16 protein-coding genes are annotated in these 18,133 nt (G+C 74.4%); 5 read left to right on the top strand and 11 right to left on the bottom strand.

Annotation, left to right across the window (positions count from 1 at the left end; genetic code table 11):
* Nucleotides 1-682: 682 nt before the first annotated feature.
* Nucleotides 683-1,681 carry a tryptophan--tRNA ligase gene (gene trpS / locus AB0C99_RS04480; protein WP_362469110.1) on the top strand — a complete coding sequence of 333 codons (999 nt, stop codon included), beginning with the start codon at nt 683-685 and terminating at the stop codon, nt 1,679-1,681.
* On the opposite strand, the gene AB0C99_RS04485 is transcribed toward trpS, so the two are convergent.
* Nucleotides 1,648-2,664 carry a helix-turn-helix domain-containing protein gene (locus AB0C99_RS04485; RefSeq protein ID WP_362469113.1) on the bottom strand — a complete coding sequence of 339 codons (1,017 nt, stop codon included), beginning with the start codon at nt 2,662-2,664 and terminating at the stop codon, nt 1,648-1,650. The genes trpS and AB0C99_RS04485 overlap by 34 nt on opposite strands.
* Nucleotides 2,665-2,757: 93 nt before the next feature.
* On the opposite strand from AB0C99_RS04485, the gene AB0C99_RS04490 reads away from it, so the two are divergent.
* Nucleotides 2,758-3,372 (top strand): cysteine hydrolase family protein, encoded by a 615-nt coding sequence (locus AB0C99_RS04490; RefSeq protein ID WP_362469694.1) that lies wholly within the window; start codon nt 2,758-2,760, stop codon nt 3,370-3,372.
* Between the two features lies 1 nt (nt 3,373).
* Here the strand turns inward: AB0C99_RS04490 and proC are convergent, their stop codons facing one another.
* The 5 genes from proC to AB0C99_RS04515 all read right to left on the bottom strand — a co-directional run bounded on the left by proC (nt 3,374) and on the right by AB0C99_RS04515 (nt 6,738).
* On the bottom strand, nt 3,374-4,183 hold the full coding sequence (gene proC, locus AB0C99_RS04495; RefSeq protein WP_362469116.1) for a pyrroline-5-carboxylate reductase: 810 nt from the start codon (nt 4,181-4,183) through the stop codon (nt 3,374-3,376).
* A 93-nt stretch (nt 4,184-4,276) separates the two neighbouring features.
* On the bottom strand, nt 4,277-5,014 hold the full coding sequence (locus AB0C99_RS04500) for an ABC transporter permease (RefSeq protein WP_362469119.1): 738 nt from the start codon (nt 5,012-5,014) through the stop codon (nt 4,277-4,279).
* Entirely contained in the window at nt 5,011-5,808 is a 798-nt protein-coding gene (locus tag AB0C99_RS04505) for an ABC transporter ATP-binding protein (RefSeq protein ID WP_362469121.1), read from the bottom strand. The genes AB0C99_RS04500 and AB0C99_RS04505 overlap by 4 nt, the downstream gene beginning before the upstream one ends.
* Nucleotides 5,809-5,898: 90 nt before the next feature.
* The gene (locus tag AB0C99_RS04510) at nt 5,899-6,390 is read right to left on the bottom strand and encodes a hypothetical protein (RefSeq protein ID WP_362469124.1); all 492 of its coding nucleotides are present in this window, start codon (nt 6,388-6,390) and stop codon (nt 5,899-5,901) included.
* A 72-nt stretch (nt 6,391-6,462) separates the two neighbouring features.
* Nucleotides 6,463-6,738: an SH3 domain-containing protein gene (locus AB0C99_RS04515; RefSeq protein ID WP_362469127.1), complete on the bottom strand. Its 276-nt coding sequence runs from the start codon at nt 6,736-6,738 to the stop codon at nt 6,463-6,465.
* Nucleotides 6,739-6,954: 216 nt separating this feature from the next.
* Here AB0C99_RS04515 and AB0C99_RS04520 point away from each other — a divergent pair, with 216 nt between their 5' ends.
* Complete coding sequence (locus AB0C99_RS04520; protein WP_362469130.1) at nt 6,955-9,093, top strand: serine/threonine-protein kinase; 2,139 nt, start codon at nt 6,955-6,957, stop codon at nt 9,091-9,093.
* A gap of 81 nt (nt 9,094-9,174) precedes the next feature.
* Here the strand turns inward: AB0C99_RS04520 and ilvD are convergent, their stop codons facing one another.
* The 4 genes from ilvD to AB0C99_RS04540 all read right to left on the bottom strand — a co-directional run bounded on the left by ilvD (nt 9,175) and on the right by AB0C99_RS04540 (nt 13,669).
* The gene (gene ilvD, locus AB0C99_RS04525) at nt 9,175-11,028 is read right to left on the bottom strand and encodes a dihydroxy-acid dehydratase (protein WP_362469132.1); all 1,854 of its coding nucleotides are present in this window, start codon (nt 11,026-11,028) and stop codon (nt 9,175-9,177) included.
* A gap of 144 nt (nt 11,029-11,172) precedes the next feature.
* Nucleotides 11,173-11,784 (bottom strand): TetR family transcriptional regulator, encoded by a 612-nt coding sequence (locus AB0C99_RS04530; protein ID WP_362469134.1) that lies wholly within the window; start codon nt 11,782-11,784, stop codon nt 11,173-11,175.
* Nucleotides 11,781-12,611: a sugar phosphate isomerase/epimerase gene (locus AB0C99_RS04535; RefSeq protein WP_362469137.1), complete on the bottom strand. Its 831-nt coding sequence runs from the start codon at nt 12,609-12,611 to the stop codon at nt 11,781-11,783. The genes AB0C99_RS04530 and AB0C99_RS04535 overlap by 4 nt, the downstream gene beginning before the upstream one ends.
* Before the next feature lie 122 nt (nt 12,612-12,733).
* Nucleotides 12,734-13,669 (bottom strand): Ppx/GppA phosphatase family protein, encoded by a 936-nt coding sequence (locus tag AB0C99_RS04540; protein WP_362469140.1) that lies wholly within the window; start codon nt 13,667-13,669, stop codon nt 12,734-12,736.
* A gap of 131 nt (nt 13,670-13,800) precedes the next feature.
* Here AB0C99_RS04540 and AB0C99_RS04545 point away from each other — a divergent pair, with 131 nt between their 5' ends.
* Nucleotides 13,801-14,583, top strand: a complete 783-nt coding sequence (locus AB0C99_RS04545) for a hypothetical protein (protein WP_362469697.1) — start codon at nt 13,801-13,803, stop codon at nt 14,581-14,583.
* Nucleotides 14,584-14,596: 13 nt separating this feature from the next.
* Here AB0C99_RS04545 and AB0C99_RS04550 read toward each other — a convergent pair whose 3' ends face one another.
* Nucleotides 14,597-16,309 (bottom strand): hypothetical protein, encoded by a 1,713-nt coding sequence (locus AB0C99_RS04550; protein WP_362469143.1) that lies wholly within the window; start codon nt 16,307-16,309, stop codon nt 14,597-14,599.
* Nucleotides 16,310-16,531: 222 nt separating this feature from the next.
* On the opposite strand from AB0C99_RS04550, the gene radA reads away from it, so the two are divergent.
* Nucleotides 16,532-17,929 (top strand): DNA repair protein RadA, encoded by a 1,398-nt coding sequence (gene radA / locus AB0C99_RS04555; RefSeq protein ID WP_362469145.1) that lies wholly within the window; start codon nt 16,532-16,534, stop codon nt 17,927-17,929.
* Nucleotides 17,930-18,133: the final 204 nt, after the last annotated feature.

The following is an 18,133-nucleotide window of genomic DNA, read 5'->3' on the forward strand; positions in this document are numbered from 1 at the left end:
GAGTTCTCAAGGTGCGGACGCTTCCTTTGTACTTACCCTCTCGGGCTTTCCTCCGGGCGCTTCCTTCGTTCTTGCGTTTCCGACTCTATCAGATCTTTCCGATCCGATTTCCTCGGTGCTTTCCGGTCCCTTTCGCTTTCGCTCCGGGCCCTTCCGGCGGTTCCGACTCTATCAGATCCTTTCGGGCCTGACTCCCAGTCAGCGGGGTTTGTCTTTCCGGCTGTTGGGCCGTTCCGACGAGTGAGACTTTAGCGGATTCCTTGCCCCCGACGCTAATCGGGGGGCTCGCGTCCAATCCTTCGAACGCGGATTCCTGATTTCGCAAAAGCGCACGGAAAGCAACGGTGACGGGGTCGACGAATCGACACCGTCTGGTGCTCTCGTGGTTCTTGCGGAATCGCTGTCCGGGGCCGACCGGGGTCGGTGCTCACGTCGGACAACTCGGAGAACACTACGGACCGGGTAATCCCGTGTCAACCCGGGGCCTCGGGCGTACCCTCTGCGTATGACCTCGCGTACGCGCACCACCCAGTGGTGGGCCGCCTGACCGGCGGCCCGACCTCGCGTATGCAGACAGACGGCCGCCGCCCTCGGCGGCCGTTCGCGTTTCCCCCTCCTCCGGGGGTGCGGGCCCACCGGGGCCGGCGGCACTCCGGAGACAGAGAGTAGGGAGACGGACGCGATGACGCGGATCTTCAGTGGGATCAAGCCGACCGGGCACCTGACGCTGGGCAACTACCTCGGGGCCGTCCGCCGGTGGGTCGAGGTGGACCAGCACCGGGCGGACGCGCTGTTCAGCGTGGTGGACCTGCACGCGCTGACGGTGGAGCACGATCCGGCGCGGGTGCGGCGGCTCAGCAGGCAGGCGGCGACGCTGCTGCTGGCCTCGGGGCTCGATCCCGAGCGGTGCGTCCTCTTCGTACAGAGTCATGTGGACGAGCACGCGCGGCTCTCGTACCTCATGGAGTGCACGGCCACCGACGGCGAGATGCGGCGGATGGTCCAGTACAAGGAGAAGAGCGTGCGGGCGCGGGAGGCCGGGCAGAGCGTGCGGCTGTCGCTGCTGACGTATCCGGCGCTGATGGCGGCGGACATCCTCGCGTACGGGACCGACGAGGTGCCGGTGGGTGAGGACCAGACGCAGCACGTGGAGCTGACGCGGGATCTCGCGGTGCGGTTCAACCAGCGGTACGGGCACGTGTTCACCGTGCCGAAGGCGACGCATCCGGCGGTGGCCGCGCGGGTCATGGATCTGCAGGACCCCACGTCGAAGATGGGGAAGTCGCATGACAGCGGGGCCGGGATCGTCTATCTGCTGGACGAGGCCGAGGCGGTGCGGCGGAAGGTGCTGCGGGCCGTGACGGACAGCGGGCGGGAGGTCGTCTACGACCGGGAGGCCAGCCCGGGGGTGGCGAACCTGCTGGACGTGCTGGCGGCGGCGACGGGCGGGGAGCCGGGCGCGCTGGCCGGGGCGTACGACTCGTACGGGGCGCTGAAGAAGGACACGGCGGAGGCGGTCGTGGAGCTGCTGCGGCCGGTGCGGGAGCGGCATGCCGAGCTGGCGGCGGATCCCGGGTACGTCGACGGGGTGCTGCGGGCGGGGGCCGAGCGGGCGCGGGGGATGGCGCGGCCGGTGGTCGACGCGGCCTACCGGGCGGTGGGGCTGCTGCCGGCGGGGTGACGGAAGGCGGCGCGGTAGTCGCGCGGGCTGGTGCCGAGGTGCGCGGCGAAGTGCTGGCGCATCGTGACCTCGCTGCCGAAGCCCGCGCGGCGGGCCACCTCGGGGAGGGGGTGGTCGGTGCGTTCGAGGAGCTTCTGGGCGGCGGCGACCCGGCGGCCGATGAGCCAGTGGAGCGGGGTGGTGCCGGTGGTGGCCTGGAAGTGGCGGGCGAAGGAGCGGGGGGACATGCCGGCGCGGGCGGCGAGGCTCGCGACGGTGTGCGGCTGGTCCAGGTGGGCGAGGGCGTGGGCGCGGACGGCGGCGAGGGCGTCGGCGTCGCGGTCGGCGCGCGGGGTGGGGTGCTCGATGAACTGGGCCTGGGTGCCGGTGCGGAAGGGGGCGGTGACCATGGAGCGGGCGATGGTGGCGGCGGTCTCGGCGCCGTGGGCGGTGCGGACGAGGTGGAGGCAGAGGTCGATGCCGGCGGCGGTGCCTGCGGAGGTCCAGATGCCGGTGTCCTCGACGTAGAGGGCTTCGGGTTCGACGCGGGCGGCGGGGTGGCGGGCGGCGAGCTCGGGGGCGAGCTGCCAGTGGGTGACGGCGCGGCGGCCGTCGAGGAGGCCGGCGCGGGCGAGGACGAAGGCGCCGGCGCAGAGGGCGGCGACGGGGACGCCGGCCGTGTGGGCGTGGCGCAGGGCGTCGAGGACGGGGGCCGGGAGGTCGGCGTGCGGGTCCTCGACGCCGGGGACGACGACGAGGTCGGCGGGGGTGAGGGTGGTGAGCCAGTGGAGGGGGCGGTCGGGGGTGAGGCTGAGGCCGCCGGTCAGGGGGACGGGGGTGGCCGGGTCGGCGGCGGGGCGGTGCAGGGCGAAGGGCGGGACGCCGCGGGCGGTGCGGTCGGTGCCCCAGACCTCGGTGATGACGGAGACGTCGAAGGCGCGGATGCCGGGGAAGGCGAGGAGGGCGATGCGCTGGGGCCTCGGTGCGGGCGGCTTGGGCGGCATGGCTGGCAGTTAACCATCGGTCGGTGGCTTTTCTGCCTCTGGGGCGGGGCGGGCCGGGGGGCCAGGATCGGGGGCATGGAGAACGCAGCGGGTCTGGAGATCGGGTCGAACGCGGCGCTCGTCGTCGTCGACGTGCAGAAGGGGTTCGAGGACGAGGGGTTCTGGGGGCGGCGGGACAATCCGGCCGCGGAGGGGAACATCGCGGCGCTGATCGACCGGTGGCAGGAGACGGGGCGGCCGGTGGTGTTCGTGCGGCACGACTCGGTGCGGGCGGGGTCGCCGCTGGCGGCGGGGAGTGCGGGGAACGCGTTCAAGGACTTCGTCGAGGAGCGGCGGGGGAAGGGGCGGGGACGGGAGCTGCTGGTGACGAAGAGCGTGAACTCGGCGTTCTACGGGCAGCCGTCGCTCGACCTCTGGCTGACCGGGGAGGCCCGCGGCGGAGCCGCTGATGGACAGCGTGCGCAGATCGTGGTGGTCGGGATCCAGACGAACATGTGCAACGAGACGACCGCGCGGATGGGCGGGAACCTGGGGTACGACGTGCTGTTCGTGCTGGACGCGATGCACACGTTCGACCTGGCCGGGCCGTTCGGCTGGACGGCGACGGCGGAGGAGCTGACCCGGGCGACGGCGGTGTCGCTGCACGGCGGGGGGTTCGCCCGGGTCGTGAGCACGGAGGACGTGCTCGGCGGCGCGGCGGGGCGGTAGCTCAGCCGTTGCCGGAGGCGAGCTCGCGGCTGCGGTCGCGGGCCGCCTCCAGGGCGGCGATCAGGGCGGCCCGTACGCCGTGGTTCTCCAGTTCGCGGATGGCGCTGATGGTGGTGCCGGCCGGGGAGGTGACGGCCTCGCGGAGCTTGACCGGGTGCTCGCCGCTGTCGCGGAGCATGACGGCGGCGCCGATGGCGGCCTGGACGATGAGGTCGTGGGCCTGGGCGCGGGGCAGGCCGAGGAGGATGCCGGCGTCGGTCATGGCCTCGACGAGGTAGTAGAAGTACGCCGGGCCGGAGCCGGAGAGGGCGGTGGCGGCGTCCTGCTGGGACTCGGGGACGCGGAGGGTCTTGCCGACGCCGCCGAAGATCTCCTCGGTGTGGACGAGGTGGGCGTGGGTGGCGTGGCTGCCGGCGGAGATCACGGACATGCCCTCGTCGACGACGACGGGCGTGTTCGGCATGACCCGGACGACCGGGGTGCCGGTGGCGAGGCGCTCTTCGATGAAGGCGGTGGGGATGCCGGCGGCGGCGCTGACGACCAGGCGGTCGGCGGTGACGTGCGGGGCGAGTTCGTCGAGGAGGCGGCCCATGTCCTGGGGCTTCACGGCGAGGATGAGGATGTCGGCGCGCTTGGCGGCTTCGGCGTTGCCGACGGTCTCGACTCCGTAGCGGGCGTGCAGTTCCTCGGCGCGCTCGGCGCGGCGGGCGGTGACGAGGAGGTGGGCGGGGCGCCAGCCGGCGCGGATCATGCCGCTGAGGAGTGCCTCGCCGATCTTGCCGGTGCCGAGGACTGCGACGGTCTGGGTCATGGGTCTTTCACCTCGCCGGAAGGGCTGTCAGTGCGTCTGCGGGACATCCTCGCACCGGGGGCGGGGGTGGGGCGGTCCGTGTCCGAGGGGCGGTCACGCGGTGCGGCGGCGGAGGGTGGCGGCGCCCAGGGCGAGGACGAGCAGGGCGCAGCCGGCGACGATCAGGGCGTCGCGGACGAAGGCGCCGGTGACGTCGGTGTGGTGGAGGACCTGGTTCATGCCGTCGACGGCGTACGACATGGGGAGCACGTCCGAGAGCGCTTCGAGGGCGGGGGCCATGCGGTCGCGCGGGGTGAACAGGCCGCAGAGCAGGAGCTGCGGGAAGATCACGGCCGGCATGAACTGGACGGCCTGGAACTCGGAGGCGGCGAAGGCCGAGACGAAGAGGCCGAGGGCGGTGCCGAGGAGGGCGTCGAGCAGGGCGACGAGGAGCAGCAGCCAGGGGGAGCCGACGACGTCGAGGCCGAGGAACCAGACGGCGAGGCCGGTGGCGAGGAGGGACTGGACAACGGAGACGAGGCCGAAGGCCAGGGCGTAGCCGCCGATGAGGTCGCCTTTGCCCAGAGGCATGGCGAGGAGGCGTTCGAGGGTGCCGGAGGTGCGTTCGCGCAGGGTGGCGATGGAGGTCACCAGGAACATGGTGATGAGCGGGAAGATGCCGAGGAGCGAGGCGCCGATGCCGTCGAACGTCTGCGGGCTGCCGTCGAAGACGTAGCGGAGCAGGAAGAGCATCACGCACGGCACGAGGAGCATCAGGGCGATCGAGCGCGGGTCGTGGCGGAGCTGGCGCAGGACGCGGGCGGCGGTGGCGAGGGTGCGGGCGGCGCTCATGGGCGGGGCTCCTCGGTGGCTGCGGGGGTGGTGGCGGCCGCCGCGCGGGCCGTCGCGGCGTCCACGAGGCGGAGGAACGCCTCTTCGACGGTGGCGGTGTCGTTGCGGCGGCGGAGGGCCTCGGGGGTGTCCTCGGCGAGGAGTTCGCCCTCGCGCAGGAGAAGCAGGCGGTGGCAGCGTTCGGCCTCGTCCATGACGTGGGAGGAGACCAGGATCGTGGTGCCCCGGTCGGCGGCGATGTGGTGGAAGAGCTCCCACAGGTCGCGGCGGAGGACGGGGTCGAGGCCGACGGTGGGTTCGTCGAGGACGAGGAGCTCCGGCGTGCCGAGGAGGGCGACGGCGAGCGAGACGCGGCTGCGCTGGCCGCCGGAGAGGCGTCCGGCGAGGGCGTCGGCGTGGCCGGTGAGGGCGACGTCGGCGAGGGTCCGGTCGACGGCGGCGCGGCGGTCGGCGCGGTGGGCGCGGCCGGGCAGGAGGACGGCGGCGAAGTAGTCGAGGTTCTGCCGGACGGTGAGGTCGTCGTAGACGGAGGGGGCCTGGGTGACGTAGCCGATGCGGGAGCGCAGGCCGGGGTCGCCGGCGGGGCGGCCGAGGACGTCGAGGGTGCCGCCGACCTTGGCCTGGGTGCCGACGACGGCGCGCATGAGGGTGGTCTTGCCGCAGCCGGAGGGGCCGAGGAGGCCGGTGATGAGGCCGGGCGGGACGGTGAAGTCGAGGCCGCGCAGGACGGTGCGGTCGCCCCGGGTGACGGTGAGGCCGGAGGCGGTGATCGCACCGGCCGACTTATTCATCATGTGATGAATAATGCGCCCGGCTCCGCCCCCTTGGCTAGTGGCGGGGCCGAGCGGGGTGGGGTGGGGGCGGGGCAGGACGCCTTCGGGCGGCTACTTGTTCTTGCGCTTGCGGGAGGACGGGTTTCCCGCGGTCCGGGCGCGGCGCTTGTCGAAGCGGGCGACGGCCTCCTCGTACTCCGTGCGGCGGAGCTTCTCGCCGGGCGCCTCGGTGAGACAGCGGACGGCGTACGCGAGGAGGCCGCCGATGAAGCCGATGGCCTTCAGGGAGCGCAGCGAGTCCTCGCGCGCCTGGTCGGCGGGGCGGCGGCCGAAGCCCTCCCAGGTCTTGCGGAACGCGATCGCGCTGCAGACCGAGAACATGACGATGACCAGCGTGTTGAGCAGGCCGCCGACCTCGGCGATCACCAGGCCCTGGTAGCCGAAGCGCAGCAGGAAGCCGCCCGCCGCCGCGGCGAGCAGGGCGCCGGCGGCGAGGCCGGCGCGGCGCAGCGCGTAGCCGTCGGTGTGGTCGACCCAGCTCGTGCCGAAGAAACGGATCGCCTCGGGCTGGGGTCCGGCGGGGGTGCGGTTCTCATCGCTCACGGGATCGATTATCCCCGGTGGGCGGCGGAAACCGGTGAGGGCTTTCGCCCCTCTTGTCCCGAGGCGGTCCCCCTAGCCGCAGCGGCGGGCCACGTAGCCGTCGCTGCCGGTGTGGACGTACGCGTCCGAGGCGTACTCGCCCGGCGCGATGTTGTCCCAGATGTTGGTGGTGCCGTACGGGCCGGTGACCCAGGTGCCCGGGCACTGGCAGTAGATCGCCACCGTGCTGCCCGCCGACAGCGAGCGGACCACCGGGTACTGGGTGCCCGGGCCCGAGCGGACGTTGAGCCGGGTGCCCGGCGCGATCGCGTAGCGGGTGGTGGCGGCCGTGGCCGATTCGGTGCTCATCGCGAGACTCCCCCGTTGAAGCCGTTGAAGCGTGACAGACGCGGAATGAAACGGACAGACGCGGACAGACGCGGAATGACGCAAAAGCGTTCCACTGAGATTCACTCTCCGCGACGCGCAGGCTAGCAAGCCCCACCGACATCGGCCGCACCATCGACTAGGCTCCGTGCGTCGCGCACGCGCGCGATTCGGACGGGCAACCCACGGGGGTCGGCGATGCCGCCGTTGCGCAGTACCGGCGCGGACCGGGAAGCGGAAGGGCCCGAGTACGCGGGCGAATACCGGCTCCAGGCCACTCTCGGCGCCGGCGGCATGGGTGTGGTCCACCTCGCCACCTCCGCCTCCGGGCTGCGCCTCGCGGTCAAGGTGGTGCACGCACAGTACGCGGAGGACCCCGAGTTCAGGGCGCGTTTCCGCCAGGAGGTCGCCGCCGCGCGGCGGGTCAGCGGTGCCTTCACCGCGCCCGTCGTGGACGCCGACCCCGACGACGTACGCCCCTGGATGGCGACCCTCTACGTCCCCGGCCCCACCCTCGCCGACCAGGTCAAGCGGAGCGGCCCGCTGTCCCCCGCCGAGCTGCGCCGGCTGACCGCCGGGCTCGCCGAGGCGCTCCGCGACATCCACCGCGCGGGAGTCGTCCACCGGGACCTCAAGCCCAGCAACGTGCTGCTCACCGACTCGGGCCCCAAGGTCATCGACTTCGGCATCTCCCGGCCCGTCGACAGCGACCTGCACACCGAGACCGGCAAGCTCATCGGCTCGCCGCCCTTCATGGCGCCCGAGCAGTTCCAGCGCCCGCGCGAGGTCGGGCCCGCCGCCGACGTCTTCGCCCTCGGCTCGGTCCTGGTGCACGCGGCGACCGGGCACGGCCCCTTCGACTCGGACAGCCCGTACATCGTGGCCTACCAGGTCGTCCACGACGAGCCCGACCTCAGCGGCGTCCCCGAGGAGCTCGCCCCGCTGGTCGCCCGCTGCCTCGCCAAGGAGCCCGCCGAGCGGCCCGGCCCCGCCGAGATCATGGCGGCCCTCAAGCCCCCCTCGTACGACGCCGCCGCCTTCATACCGGCCCAGCGCCGGCCGGTCTCCCCCGCGCCCCGCCCGGCCGGCCCGGCGCCCTCCTGGGACGCCGAGACGCCCGTCCGCGCCCCCGCTCCCCCGCGCCGCAGGCGCCGGCGGACGCTGCCGCTCGCGCTCGGCACCGCGCTGCTGCTCGCCGCGGGCGGCACCGCCGTCGTCCTCGCCCAGCGCGACGCGCCCGCCGCGCCCCGGCACCCGGCCGAGGTCGCCGAGTCGTTCGACGGCTGGCAGACCGTCCTGTGGAAGGGCGGCGAGCCCTCGGCGCCGTCCTGCGCGCACGCCTCGGGCGCCCTGTACTGCGCGGGCCGCGGGGTCTCCGCCGCGCGCCTCGACCCCGCCACCGGCGCCGTCGTCTGGTCGCGCCCCGGCCCGGCCGGCCGGGTCGGCCCGGAGGCCCCGGCGCCGCTCACCGGCGGCCCGCTCGCCGCCGCCACCGCCACCGGCGAGCTGCGCACCTACGCGCCCGCCGACGGCACGCCCGGCTGGCAGCGGAAGGCCGCGGCCCGCCCCGAACGCTTCATCCCGGCCGGTGACGCCCTGGTCCTCACCAACGGCAGCGCCACCCTGCGCGGCCTCGACGGCGCCACCGGGCGCGAGCTGTGGCACCGCGCGCTGCCCGGCCACACCTACCCCGTACCCGGCCCGTACGACACGGCCACCGGCCTGCTCACCGTCTACGAGACCCTCGCCGAGGGCGCCCACACCCGCGTCACCGCCGTCCGGCCGCGCACCGGCGAGATCGTCTGGCAGAAGCGGCTGACCGGGATGCTCACCGCGGTCGGCACCGCCCCCGGCGGCACCGTGGTGCTGCTCGCCGCCGACCGGGCCGGGCGCGCCGACGCGCTGGTGCGCTACGACCCGGCGGCCCGCGCGGAACGGCGGGTGCCGCTGCCGTACGTCGTCAACGAGCCGTACCTGGTCCTGCACGGCGACACCGGGTACCTGCTGAGCCCGAACGGGCGGCTCACCGCCCTCGACACCGCCGACGCGCGCGGGCGGGTGCTGTGGGAGCAGGAGACCGGCACGTCGAACGTCTCCCCGCCCGTCGTCGACGCCGACGGGCGCCGGCTGTACCTGTCCTCGTCCGACGGGCGGCTGCTGGCCGTCGACACCGCGCGCGGGACGCTCCTCGGCACCACCGCGCCCCGGCTGCGCGACGGGCGCCTCACCTACGCGCCCTCGGTCCCGGCGCCGGTCGCGGCCGGGGGCCGGGTGTTCGCGACGGCGCCCGACGGCTCGGTCTTCGCCGTCGACGCGAAGGATCCGGCGGCCTGGTGACGGGCCCCGGGACGTGAGGAAGGGCGGGACCCGTCGGGGTCCCACCCTTCCTCATGGAGCTTGTACTACTCGTACGGCCCGTCAGCCCAGCTTCGACACGTCCCGGACCGCGCCCTTGTCGGCGCTCGTCGCCATCGCCGCGTACGCCTTCAGCGCCGCCGTGACCTTGCGCTCGCGGTTCTTCGGCGCGTACACGCCGTTCATCGCCGCGCGGCGGGCCGCCAGGGTCTCCTCGTCGACCAGGAGGTCGATCGAGCGGTTCGGGATGTCGATGCGGATCAGGTCGCCGTCCTCGACGAGCGCGATCGTGCCGCCCGAGGCCGCCTCCGGGGAGGCGTGCCCGATGGACAGGCCGGAGGTGCCGCCGGAGAAGCGCCCGTCCGTCACCAGGGCGCAGGTCTTGCCCAGGCCGCGGCCCTTGAGGAAGGAGGTCGGGTAGAGCATCTCCTGCATGCCGGGGCCGCCCTTGGGGCCCTCGTAGCGGATGACGACGACGTCGCCGTCCTTGACCCGCTTGTTGAGGATCTTCTCGACGGCCTCCTCCTGCGACTCGCAGACGACCGCCGGGCCCTCGAAGGTCCAGATCGACTCGTCGACGCCGGCCGTCTTCACGACGGAGCCGTCGACGGCGATGTTGCCGCGCAGCACGGCGAGGCCGCCGTCCTTGGAGTACGCGTGGGCCGCGTCGCGGATGCAGCCGGCCGCCGCGTCCACGTCGAGGGTGTCCCAGCGCTCGGACTGCGAGAACGCCTCGGCGGAGCGGACGCAGCCGGGGGCCGCGTGGAACAGCTCGACGGCCTCCTCGGACGCGGCGCCGCCGCGCACGTCCCAGGCGTCCAGCCACTCCTTGATGGAGCGGGAGTGGACCGCGTGGACGTCCTCGTTGAGCAGCCCCGCGCGGTAGAGCTCGCCGAGGATCGCCGGGATGCCGCCCGCGCGGTGCACGTCCTCCATGTAGTACGTCCCGCGCGGGGCGACGTTCGGCGCGACCTTGGCCAGGCAGGGCACCCGGCGCGAGACCTCGTCCATGTCGCTCAGGCCGTACTCCAGCTCGGCCTCCTGGGCGGCGGCCAGCAGGTGCAGGATCGTGTTGGTGGAGCCGCCCATGGCGATGTCGAGCGCCATGGCGTTCTCGAAGGCCGCGCGGGTGGCGATGTTGCGCGGCAGGACGGAGGCGTCGTCCTCGTCGTAGTAGCGACGGGTGATGTCGACGACCGTGCGGGCCGCGTTCTCGTAGAGGGCGCGGCGGGCGGTGTGGGTGGCGAGGACGGAGCCGTTGCCCGGGAGGGAGAGGCCGATGGCCTCGGTCAGGCAGTTCATCGAGTTGGCGGTGAACATGCCGGAACAGGACCCGCAGGTCGGGCAGGCGTTCTCCTCGATGCGGAGGATGTCCTCGTCGGAGACCTTGTCGTTGACGGCCTCGGAGATCGCGTCGACCAGGTCCAGGGTGCGGACCGTGCCGTCGACGAGGGTGGCCCGGCCGGACTCCATCGGGCCGCCGGAGACGAAGACCGTCGGGATGTTGAGGCGCAGGGCCGCCATCAGCATTCCGGGGGTGATCTTGTCGCAGTTGGAGATGCAGATCAGGGCGTCGGCGCAGTGCGCCTCGACCATGTACTCCACGCTGTCCGCGATCAGGTCGCGCGAGGGCAGGCTGTAGAGCATGCCGCCGTGGCCCATGGCGATGCCGTCGTCGACGGCGATCGTGTTGAACTCGCGGGCGATGCCGCCGGCGGCGGTGATGGCCTCGGAGACGATCCGGCCCACCGGCTGGAGGTGGGTGTGGCCGGGCACGAACTCGGTGAAGGAGTTGGCGACGGCGATGATCGGCTTCCGGCCGATGTCGGCGCCCGGTACACCGGAGGCGCGCATAAGGGCGCGGGCGCCCGCCATATTGCGGCCGTGGGTGACAGTGCGGGACCTCAGCTCGGGCATCGTCGCTCGCTCCTCCGGTGACGGGTGTGCTTGCAGTCGAGCGTACGCCCCGGCTCCAAGATCTGGACACGGGGTCCGGAATGTGGGACGGCGGTTCAGTGGGCGGGCACCTGCGGGGCCTTCACGACCCGTCGCCGCCGACCCTCACGTCCCCGTCAGATACCGCTGGAGCGTCGGGGCCACCTGGGCCACGATCTCCTCCGGGTCCGCCGAGGCCAGCGGCTCCACCCGGATCACGTACCGCAGGATCGCGATCCCGATCATGTGCGAGGCCGCCAGCTCCGCGCGCAGCTCGGGATCGGGCACGTCCAGGTCGGCGGCGATCCGCTCCAGGAGCCGCCGCAGCACGAAGCCGCGCAGCACCTTCGCCGCCGCCTCGTGGGTCAGCGCCGAGCGGACCACCGCCAGCAGCGGGGCGCGGGTCGCCGGGTTCTCCCAGACCGAGAGGAAGAAGCGGGCCAGCCGCTCGCCGATCGCCTCGCGCGGGCCGCCGAGGACCTCGCGGACCGCCGTCGCCGGCTCGAAGGAGACCTCGATCGCCGACGCGAAGACCTCGTCCTTCGTCCCGAAGTAGTGGTGCACCAGCGCCGGGTCGACACCCGCCTCCTTCGCGATCCCGCGCACGGAGGTCTTGTCGTAGCCCCGCTCGGCGAACTGGGTCCGCGCCGCCGCCAGGATCCGCTCGCGCGCGCCCGGGAGCGCGTCGGCGGACGTACGGGACGGGCGGCCGCGCCGCCGGGGGGACGGCTCCGTCACGGGCGCGGGGCCTCGCGGGTGCGGGCGGCGGCCAGGTGCAGCCGGGTGAAGGCCAGCGCCTCGGCGAGGTCGGCCTCCCGTTCGGCGGAGGACATCGCGCGCCGGGTGTTGACCTCGATGACGACGTGCCCGTCGAAGCCGGAGCGGGCCAGTCCCTCCAGGAGCTCCGCGCACGGCTGGGTGCCGCGCCCCGGGACCAGGTGCTCGTCCTTGGCGGAGCCGCGCCCGTCGGCGAGGTGCACGTGGCCGAGCCGGTCGCCCATGCGGTCCACCATCGCGAGGGCGTCCGCGCGGGCGGTCGCCGTGTGCGAGAGGTCCACGGTGAAGTGCCGGTAATCGTCCTTGGTGACGTCCCACTCGGGGGCGTACGCGAGCATCTCGCGGTCCTTGTACCGCCACGGGTACATGTTCTCGACGGCGAAGCGGACGTCGGTCTCCTCGGCCATCCGCCAGATGCCGGTGACGAAGTCCCGCGCGTACTGGCGCTGCCAGCGGAACGGCGGGTGCACGACGACCGTGGAGGCGCCCAGCTTCTCCGCGGCGGCCCGCGCGCGCTGGAGCTTGACCCACGGGTCGGTGGACCAGACCCGCTGGGTGATCAGCAGACAGGGGGCGTGCACGGCCAGGATCGGGACCTGGTGATAGTCCGACAGGCGCCGCAGCGCTTCGATGTCCTGGCTGACCGGGTCGGTCCACACCATGACCTCGACCCCGTCGTACCCGAGGCGCGCGGCGACCTCGAAGGCCGTCGCCGTCGACTCCGGATAGACCGAGGCCGTCGACAGGGCGACCTTCGCATCCGGGACGCGCACCGCTGGTTCTGCCACGGAGACAGGGTACGGGGCGGGCCTGAGGACCGGGGGGTGGTTCCGGTCACCCCCGGGGCCCCGGGGCCGGCGCTCCGACCGGTCGCCCTCCCGGCCCCGGCCCCCGGTCCGCGGGCGGAGCCCTACGGCGCGTCCGGCAGGTGGTCCAGGCGGCGCAGGATGACGCCCTCGCGCAGGGCCCAGGGGCAGATCTCCAGCTCCTCGACGCCGAACAGGTCCATCGCGCCCTCGGCGACCAGGGCGCCCGCCAGGAGCTGGGCGGCCCGGCCCTCCGAGACGCCGGGGAGGGCCGCGCGCTCGCCGACGGACATCGCCGCCAGCCTCGGCACCCACTCCTCCAGGGCCTTGCGGGACAGCGTCCGCTGCACGTACAGGCCGAAGCCCGAGCCGGGGGCGCCCGCGATCCTGGCGAGCTGCTTGAAGGTCTTGGAGGTGGCCACCACGTGGTCGGGGCGCCCGAAGCGGCTGAACTCGCCGACCGTCCGCGCGATCCGCGCCCGCACATGGCGGCGCAGCGCCTTCACGTCGGCCGCGTCCGCCGGGTCGCCGGGGAGCCAGCCCGCGGTGAGGCGGCCCGCGCCGAGCGGCAGGGAGACCGCCGTGTCGGGCTCCTCGTCGATGCCGAAGGCGACCTCCAGGGAGCCGCCGCCGATGTCCAGCAGGAACAGCTTGCCCGCGGACCAGCCGAACCAGCGGCGGGCCGCCAGGAAGGTGAGCCGGGCCTCCTCCTCGCCGCTCAGGACCTGGAGCGCGATCCCCGTCTCGGCCTCGACCCGGGCGAGGACCTCGTCGGCGTTGCTGGCCTCGCGCACCGCCGAGGTCGCGAAGGGCAGCACCTCCTCGCAGCCCTTGTCCTCGGCGGCGACGAGCGCGTCGCGGACCGTGGCGACGAGCCGCTCGACCCCCGCGTCCGCGATCGCGCCGCGCTCGTCGAGGAGCTCCGCCAGGCGCAGCTCCGCCTTGTGGGAGTGGGCGGGCAGCGGGCGGGCGCCGGGGTGGGCGTCCACCACCAGCAGGTGCACTGTGTTCGAACCGACGTCGAGGACTCCGAGTCTCATGGACGGAACGCTACTGCGCGCACCCGCATACGCTTGGCTCCGTGCCAAAGACGAAAAAGGCGAAGCCGGGCAAGGACACCGCCGACGAGAACGCCGCGAAGGCCGTCCGGGCCGCGCACGCGGCCAGGTCCGTGAAGGTCGGGAAGAAGCGCGCCAAGGCCGCCGAGCCCGACGAGAAGGGGCTGGACTTCCCGCGCGCGTGGGTGGAGTTCCCCGACCCCGAGGACGACGAGCAGGTCTACCGCTGCGACCTGACCTGGCTCACCTCCCGCTGGACCTGCATCTTCGGCAACGGCTGCCAGGGCATCCAGGAGGGCCGCGCGGACGACGGCTGCTGCACGCTCGGCGCGCACTTCTCCGACGAGGACGACGAGAAGCGGGTCGCCGGGTACGTGGCCCGGCTCACGCCCGAGCTGTGGCAGTTCCACGACGTCGGCACGGAGACGGGCTGGGTGCAGCTCGACGAGGACGGCGACCGGCAGACCCGCCGCTGGCAGGGCTCGTGCGTCTTCCAGAACCGGCCCGGCTTCGCCGGCGGCGCCGGCTGCTCGCTGCACATCCTGGCCGTCAAGGAGGGCCTGGAGCCGCTGGAGACCAAGCCGGACGTGTGCTGGCAGCTTCCGGTGCGCCGGACGTACGACTGGATCGAGCGCCCGGACGACAGCAAGGTCCTCCAGGTGTCGATCGGCGAGTACGACCGGCGCGGCTGGGGGCCCGGCGGCCACGACCTGCACTGGTACTGCACGACGGCGAGCTCCGCGCACGTGGGCGCCGCCCCGGTCTACGTCTCGTACCGCCCCGAGCTCGTCGAGATGATGGGCGAGGCGGCGTACGAGGTCCTGGTCGGCCTGTGCGAGGCGCGGCTGGCCTCCCAGCTGCCGCTGGTGGCCCCGCACCCGGCCGACCCGGCGTAGCGGCCCTCGCCCGTCACTGCGAGGCCGACGGCCCCGGGTCCTGGGTCGGGGTGCCGCCGTCCGAGGCGGTCGGCTCGGGCGTGGGCTCCGTCGTCGGTCCGGTGGTCGGCGGCTGCGTGGTCGGCTCCGTCGTGGGTTCCGTGGTCGGCGGCTGGGTCGTGGGCCCCGCCGTCGGCTGGGTCGTCGGCTCCGTCGTCGGCCGGGTCGTCGGGGTCCCCGGGCCCGCCGGGCTCGGCGGCACCGCCCCGTAGCCGTCGATGCGCAGCACCGCGCCCGAGGGGTCGACGCCCACCCGCGCGCTCCACGCCCCGGCCGGTTCCCGCGCGCGGTCCACGGTGATCCGGACCGTGAGCGACTCGCCGGGCCGCAGCGTGCCGGACGCCTGGCTCACGTACAGCCAGGGGGCGTCCGACCACAGCGACCAGACGGCGGGCGAGCCGCCCTCGTTGGTGAGGGTCAGCAGGGTCGTCGCCCCGCTCCCGCGCGCGGCGACGGTGAGCCGCGCGGGCGCCGGCTGTCCGGGCAGCGTCGGGGCGGCGGGCGCGCCGGGGCTGATGACCTCGACCGAGACGTCCGGGGAGCGGCTGCCGCGGGTGAAGCGGGGGTCGGGGGTGGTGCGGGCGTTGCCCGCGTTCTCGTAGCGCTCGTAGGGGCGCCCGGCGCCCGCGCCCCGCGGGCCGCCCGGCTCGTCGGCCTCGCGGGCGCTGATCCTGGCCCCGTCCTGGCCCTCCGCCGCGTCCGGGGTGCCCCGGTAGGAGCCCCACAGCGCGAGCACCGGGGCGGCGACGACGGCGGCGACGACCGTGGTGGTGACGGCCCGCGCGCGCATCCGGTCGCGGCGGGCCGCGTGGTCCTTGGGGTCCAGGGGGAAGCCGGTCGGCCCGAAGCGGGGGGCGCCGGCCCGCGCGCGCGGCACGTGCAGCATCGCCACGTACGCGGCGGCCCGGGGCGCCTCGACGAGCGGGAGCCGGCCCGCGCGGCCCGCGCGGCCCGCCGCCGCGCCCGGCCACGGCCCGCCCGCGCCCGCGCGCTCGGCGGCCCGGCGGCAGCGCGGGCAGTCGTCGACGTGCCGGACCAGCTCGGCGCGCAGGGCGGCGGAGAGCAGCACCTGGTGGTCGCCGGTGAGGCCCGCCACGGTCGGGCAGTCGCCGGTCTCGACGACGGCGAGCGCGGCCCGGGTGCGCTCGACCTCGCAGGCGGCGGAGGAGAGCAGCTCGCGGGCGGCGACCGGGTCGAGGGTGAGCACGGCGGCGAGCTCCGGGTGGCCCAGCCCGTGCCGGACGGCGAGCTCCAGGGCCTCGCGCTGCTCGGGGGTGGTGCCGGCGGCCTCGGGCCAGGCGAGCGCGGCCAGTTCGAGCCGGCGGCGCTCGGCGAGCTCGGGCGACACCCGGGGCGGGGCGGCGGCGGCGACCGGGGGCCGCCCGGTGTGGGCGCCCTGGCGGCGGCCCCGCTGCTCGCCGAGGCTGCGCAGGCAGGCCCAGCGGGCCAGGGCGTAGAGCCAGGCGCGGCGCCCGCCCTCGTCGGAGGGGCAGCGGCCGTGGTGGCGCTCGGCGATGGCGAGGACGTCGCCGAGGACGGCGGTGGCGGTGTCGTGGTCGCAGAGCACCGAGAGGCAGTAGGTGAACAGGCCGTCCAGGTACTCCTCGTAGCGCGCGGGCGGGCGCCGGCCGAGGGTGCGGGGGCCGTCGGTGGTTCGGGCGGGGGAATCCGGCCTGCTGCTCGTCACTGGGCGACCGTAGGCAGCGGGGCGGGGGCTCTTCGCACCCCTTGCACACTTTTAATCCGTACGGGTGAAGCTATCGCTCGAAGGGGGACAGGAATCCGGTTCTCCATCCGGTTTCTCTCCGGATCTCTCTCCGGACTCGCCCCGGACTTTTCTCTCCGGACCTCCCCGGCTTTCGCGACCGGGCCCGGCCCGTTGTCGGAGGCGGCCGATACGGTGGTGCGCATGGCTGCCCGTACGAAATCCGCCAAGGACCGGCCGTCCTACCGCTGCACCGAGTGCGGCTGGCAGACGGCCAAGTGGCTCGGCCGCTGCCCCGAATGCCAGGCATGGGGCACGGTCGAGGAGTACGGCGCGCCCGCCGTCCGGACCACCGCCGCCGGACGGGTGTCCACCTCCGCGCTGCCGATCGCCCAGGTCGACGTCCGGCAGGCGACCGCCCGCAGCACCGGCGTCGACGAGCTGGACCGGGTGCTCGGCGGCGGGCTGGTGCCCGGGGCCGTCGTGCTGCTCGCCGGGGAGCCCGGCGTCGGCAAGTCCACCCTGCTGCTCGACGTCGCCGCCAAGGCCGCGAGCGACGAGCACCGCACGCTGTACGTGACGGGCGAGGAGTCCGCGAGCCAGGTCCGGCTGCGCGCCGACCGGATCAACGCGCTCAGCGACCATCTCTACCTGGCGGCCGAGACCGACCTCTCCGCCGTCCTCGGCCACCTCGACGAGGTCAAGCCCGCGCTGCTGATCATGGACTCGGTGCAGACCGTCGCCTCCCCCGAGATCGACGGCGCCCCCGGCGGCATGGCCCAGGTCCGCGAGGTCGCCGGGGCGCTCATCCGGGCGTCCAAGGAGCGGGGCATGTCCACCCTGCTCGTCGGCCACGTCACCAAGGACGGCGCCATCGCGGGCCCCCGCCTGCTGGAGCACCTGGTCGACGTGGTGCTCCACTTCGAGGGCGACCGGCACGCCCGGCTCCGCCTGGTCCGCGGCGTGAAGAACCGGTACGGGGCGACCGACGAGGTCGGCTGCTTCGAGCTGCACGACGAGGGCATCACCGGCCTCGCCGACCCCTCCGGCCTCTTCCTGACCCGCCGTGACGTCGCCGTGCCCGGCACCTGCCTCACGGTCACCCTGGAGGGCCGCCGGCCGCTGGTCGCCGAGGTGCAGGCGCTGACCGTCGACTCCCAGATCCCCTCGCCCCGCCGCACCACCTCCGGCCTGGAGACCTCCCGGGTCTCGATGATGCTGGCCGTCCTGGAGCAGCGGGGCCGGATCAGCGCGCTCGGCAAGCGGGACATCTACTGCGCGACCGTCGGCGGCGTGAAGCTCTCCGAGCCCGCCGCCGACCTGGCCGTCGCCCTCGCGCTGGCCTCCGCCGCCAGCGACACCCCGCTGCCGAAGAACCTGGTGGCGATCGGCGAGGTCGGCCTCGCGGGCGAGGTCCGCCGGGTCACCGGCGTGCAGCGCCGGCTCGCCGAGGCGCACCGCCTGGGCTTCACCCACGCCCTGGTCCCGGCCGACCCCGGCAAGGTCCCGGCCGGCATGAAGGTGACCGAGGTCGCCGACATGGGAGACGCCCTGCGGGTGCTGCCGCGCAGCCGCCGCGCCCGCACGCCCGAGGAGGGCTGAGCGGTCCGGGGCGGGTACGTGGCCAGGCACCGCGACCGGCCTCGTACCGGCACCGCACCCGCCCCGCGCCGGTCCCGGCCCGGGCCCGTCCCGGCCGGGTCCCCGGCGCGCGGCGGAGGGCGCCGGGGCGGTGTCGCTAGACTTTGCCCTGGTCTCGCCCATCCGTACGAGCCGGAGGAGTGCAGTGGCAGCCAAGGACAACGA

It is taken from the genome of Streptomyces sp. NPDC048659, from assembly GCF_040650575.1.
Classification (GTDB): Bacteria; Actinomycetota; Actinomycetes; order Streptomycetales; family Streptomycetaceae; genus Streptomyces.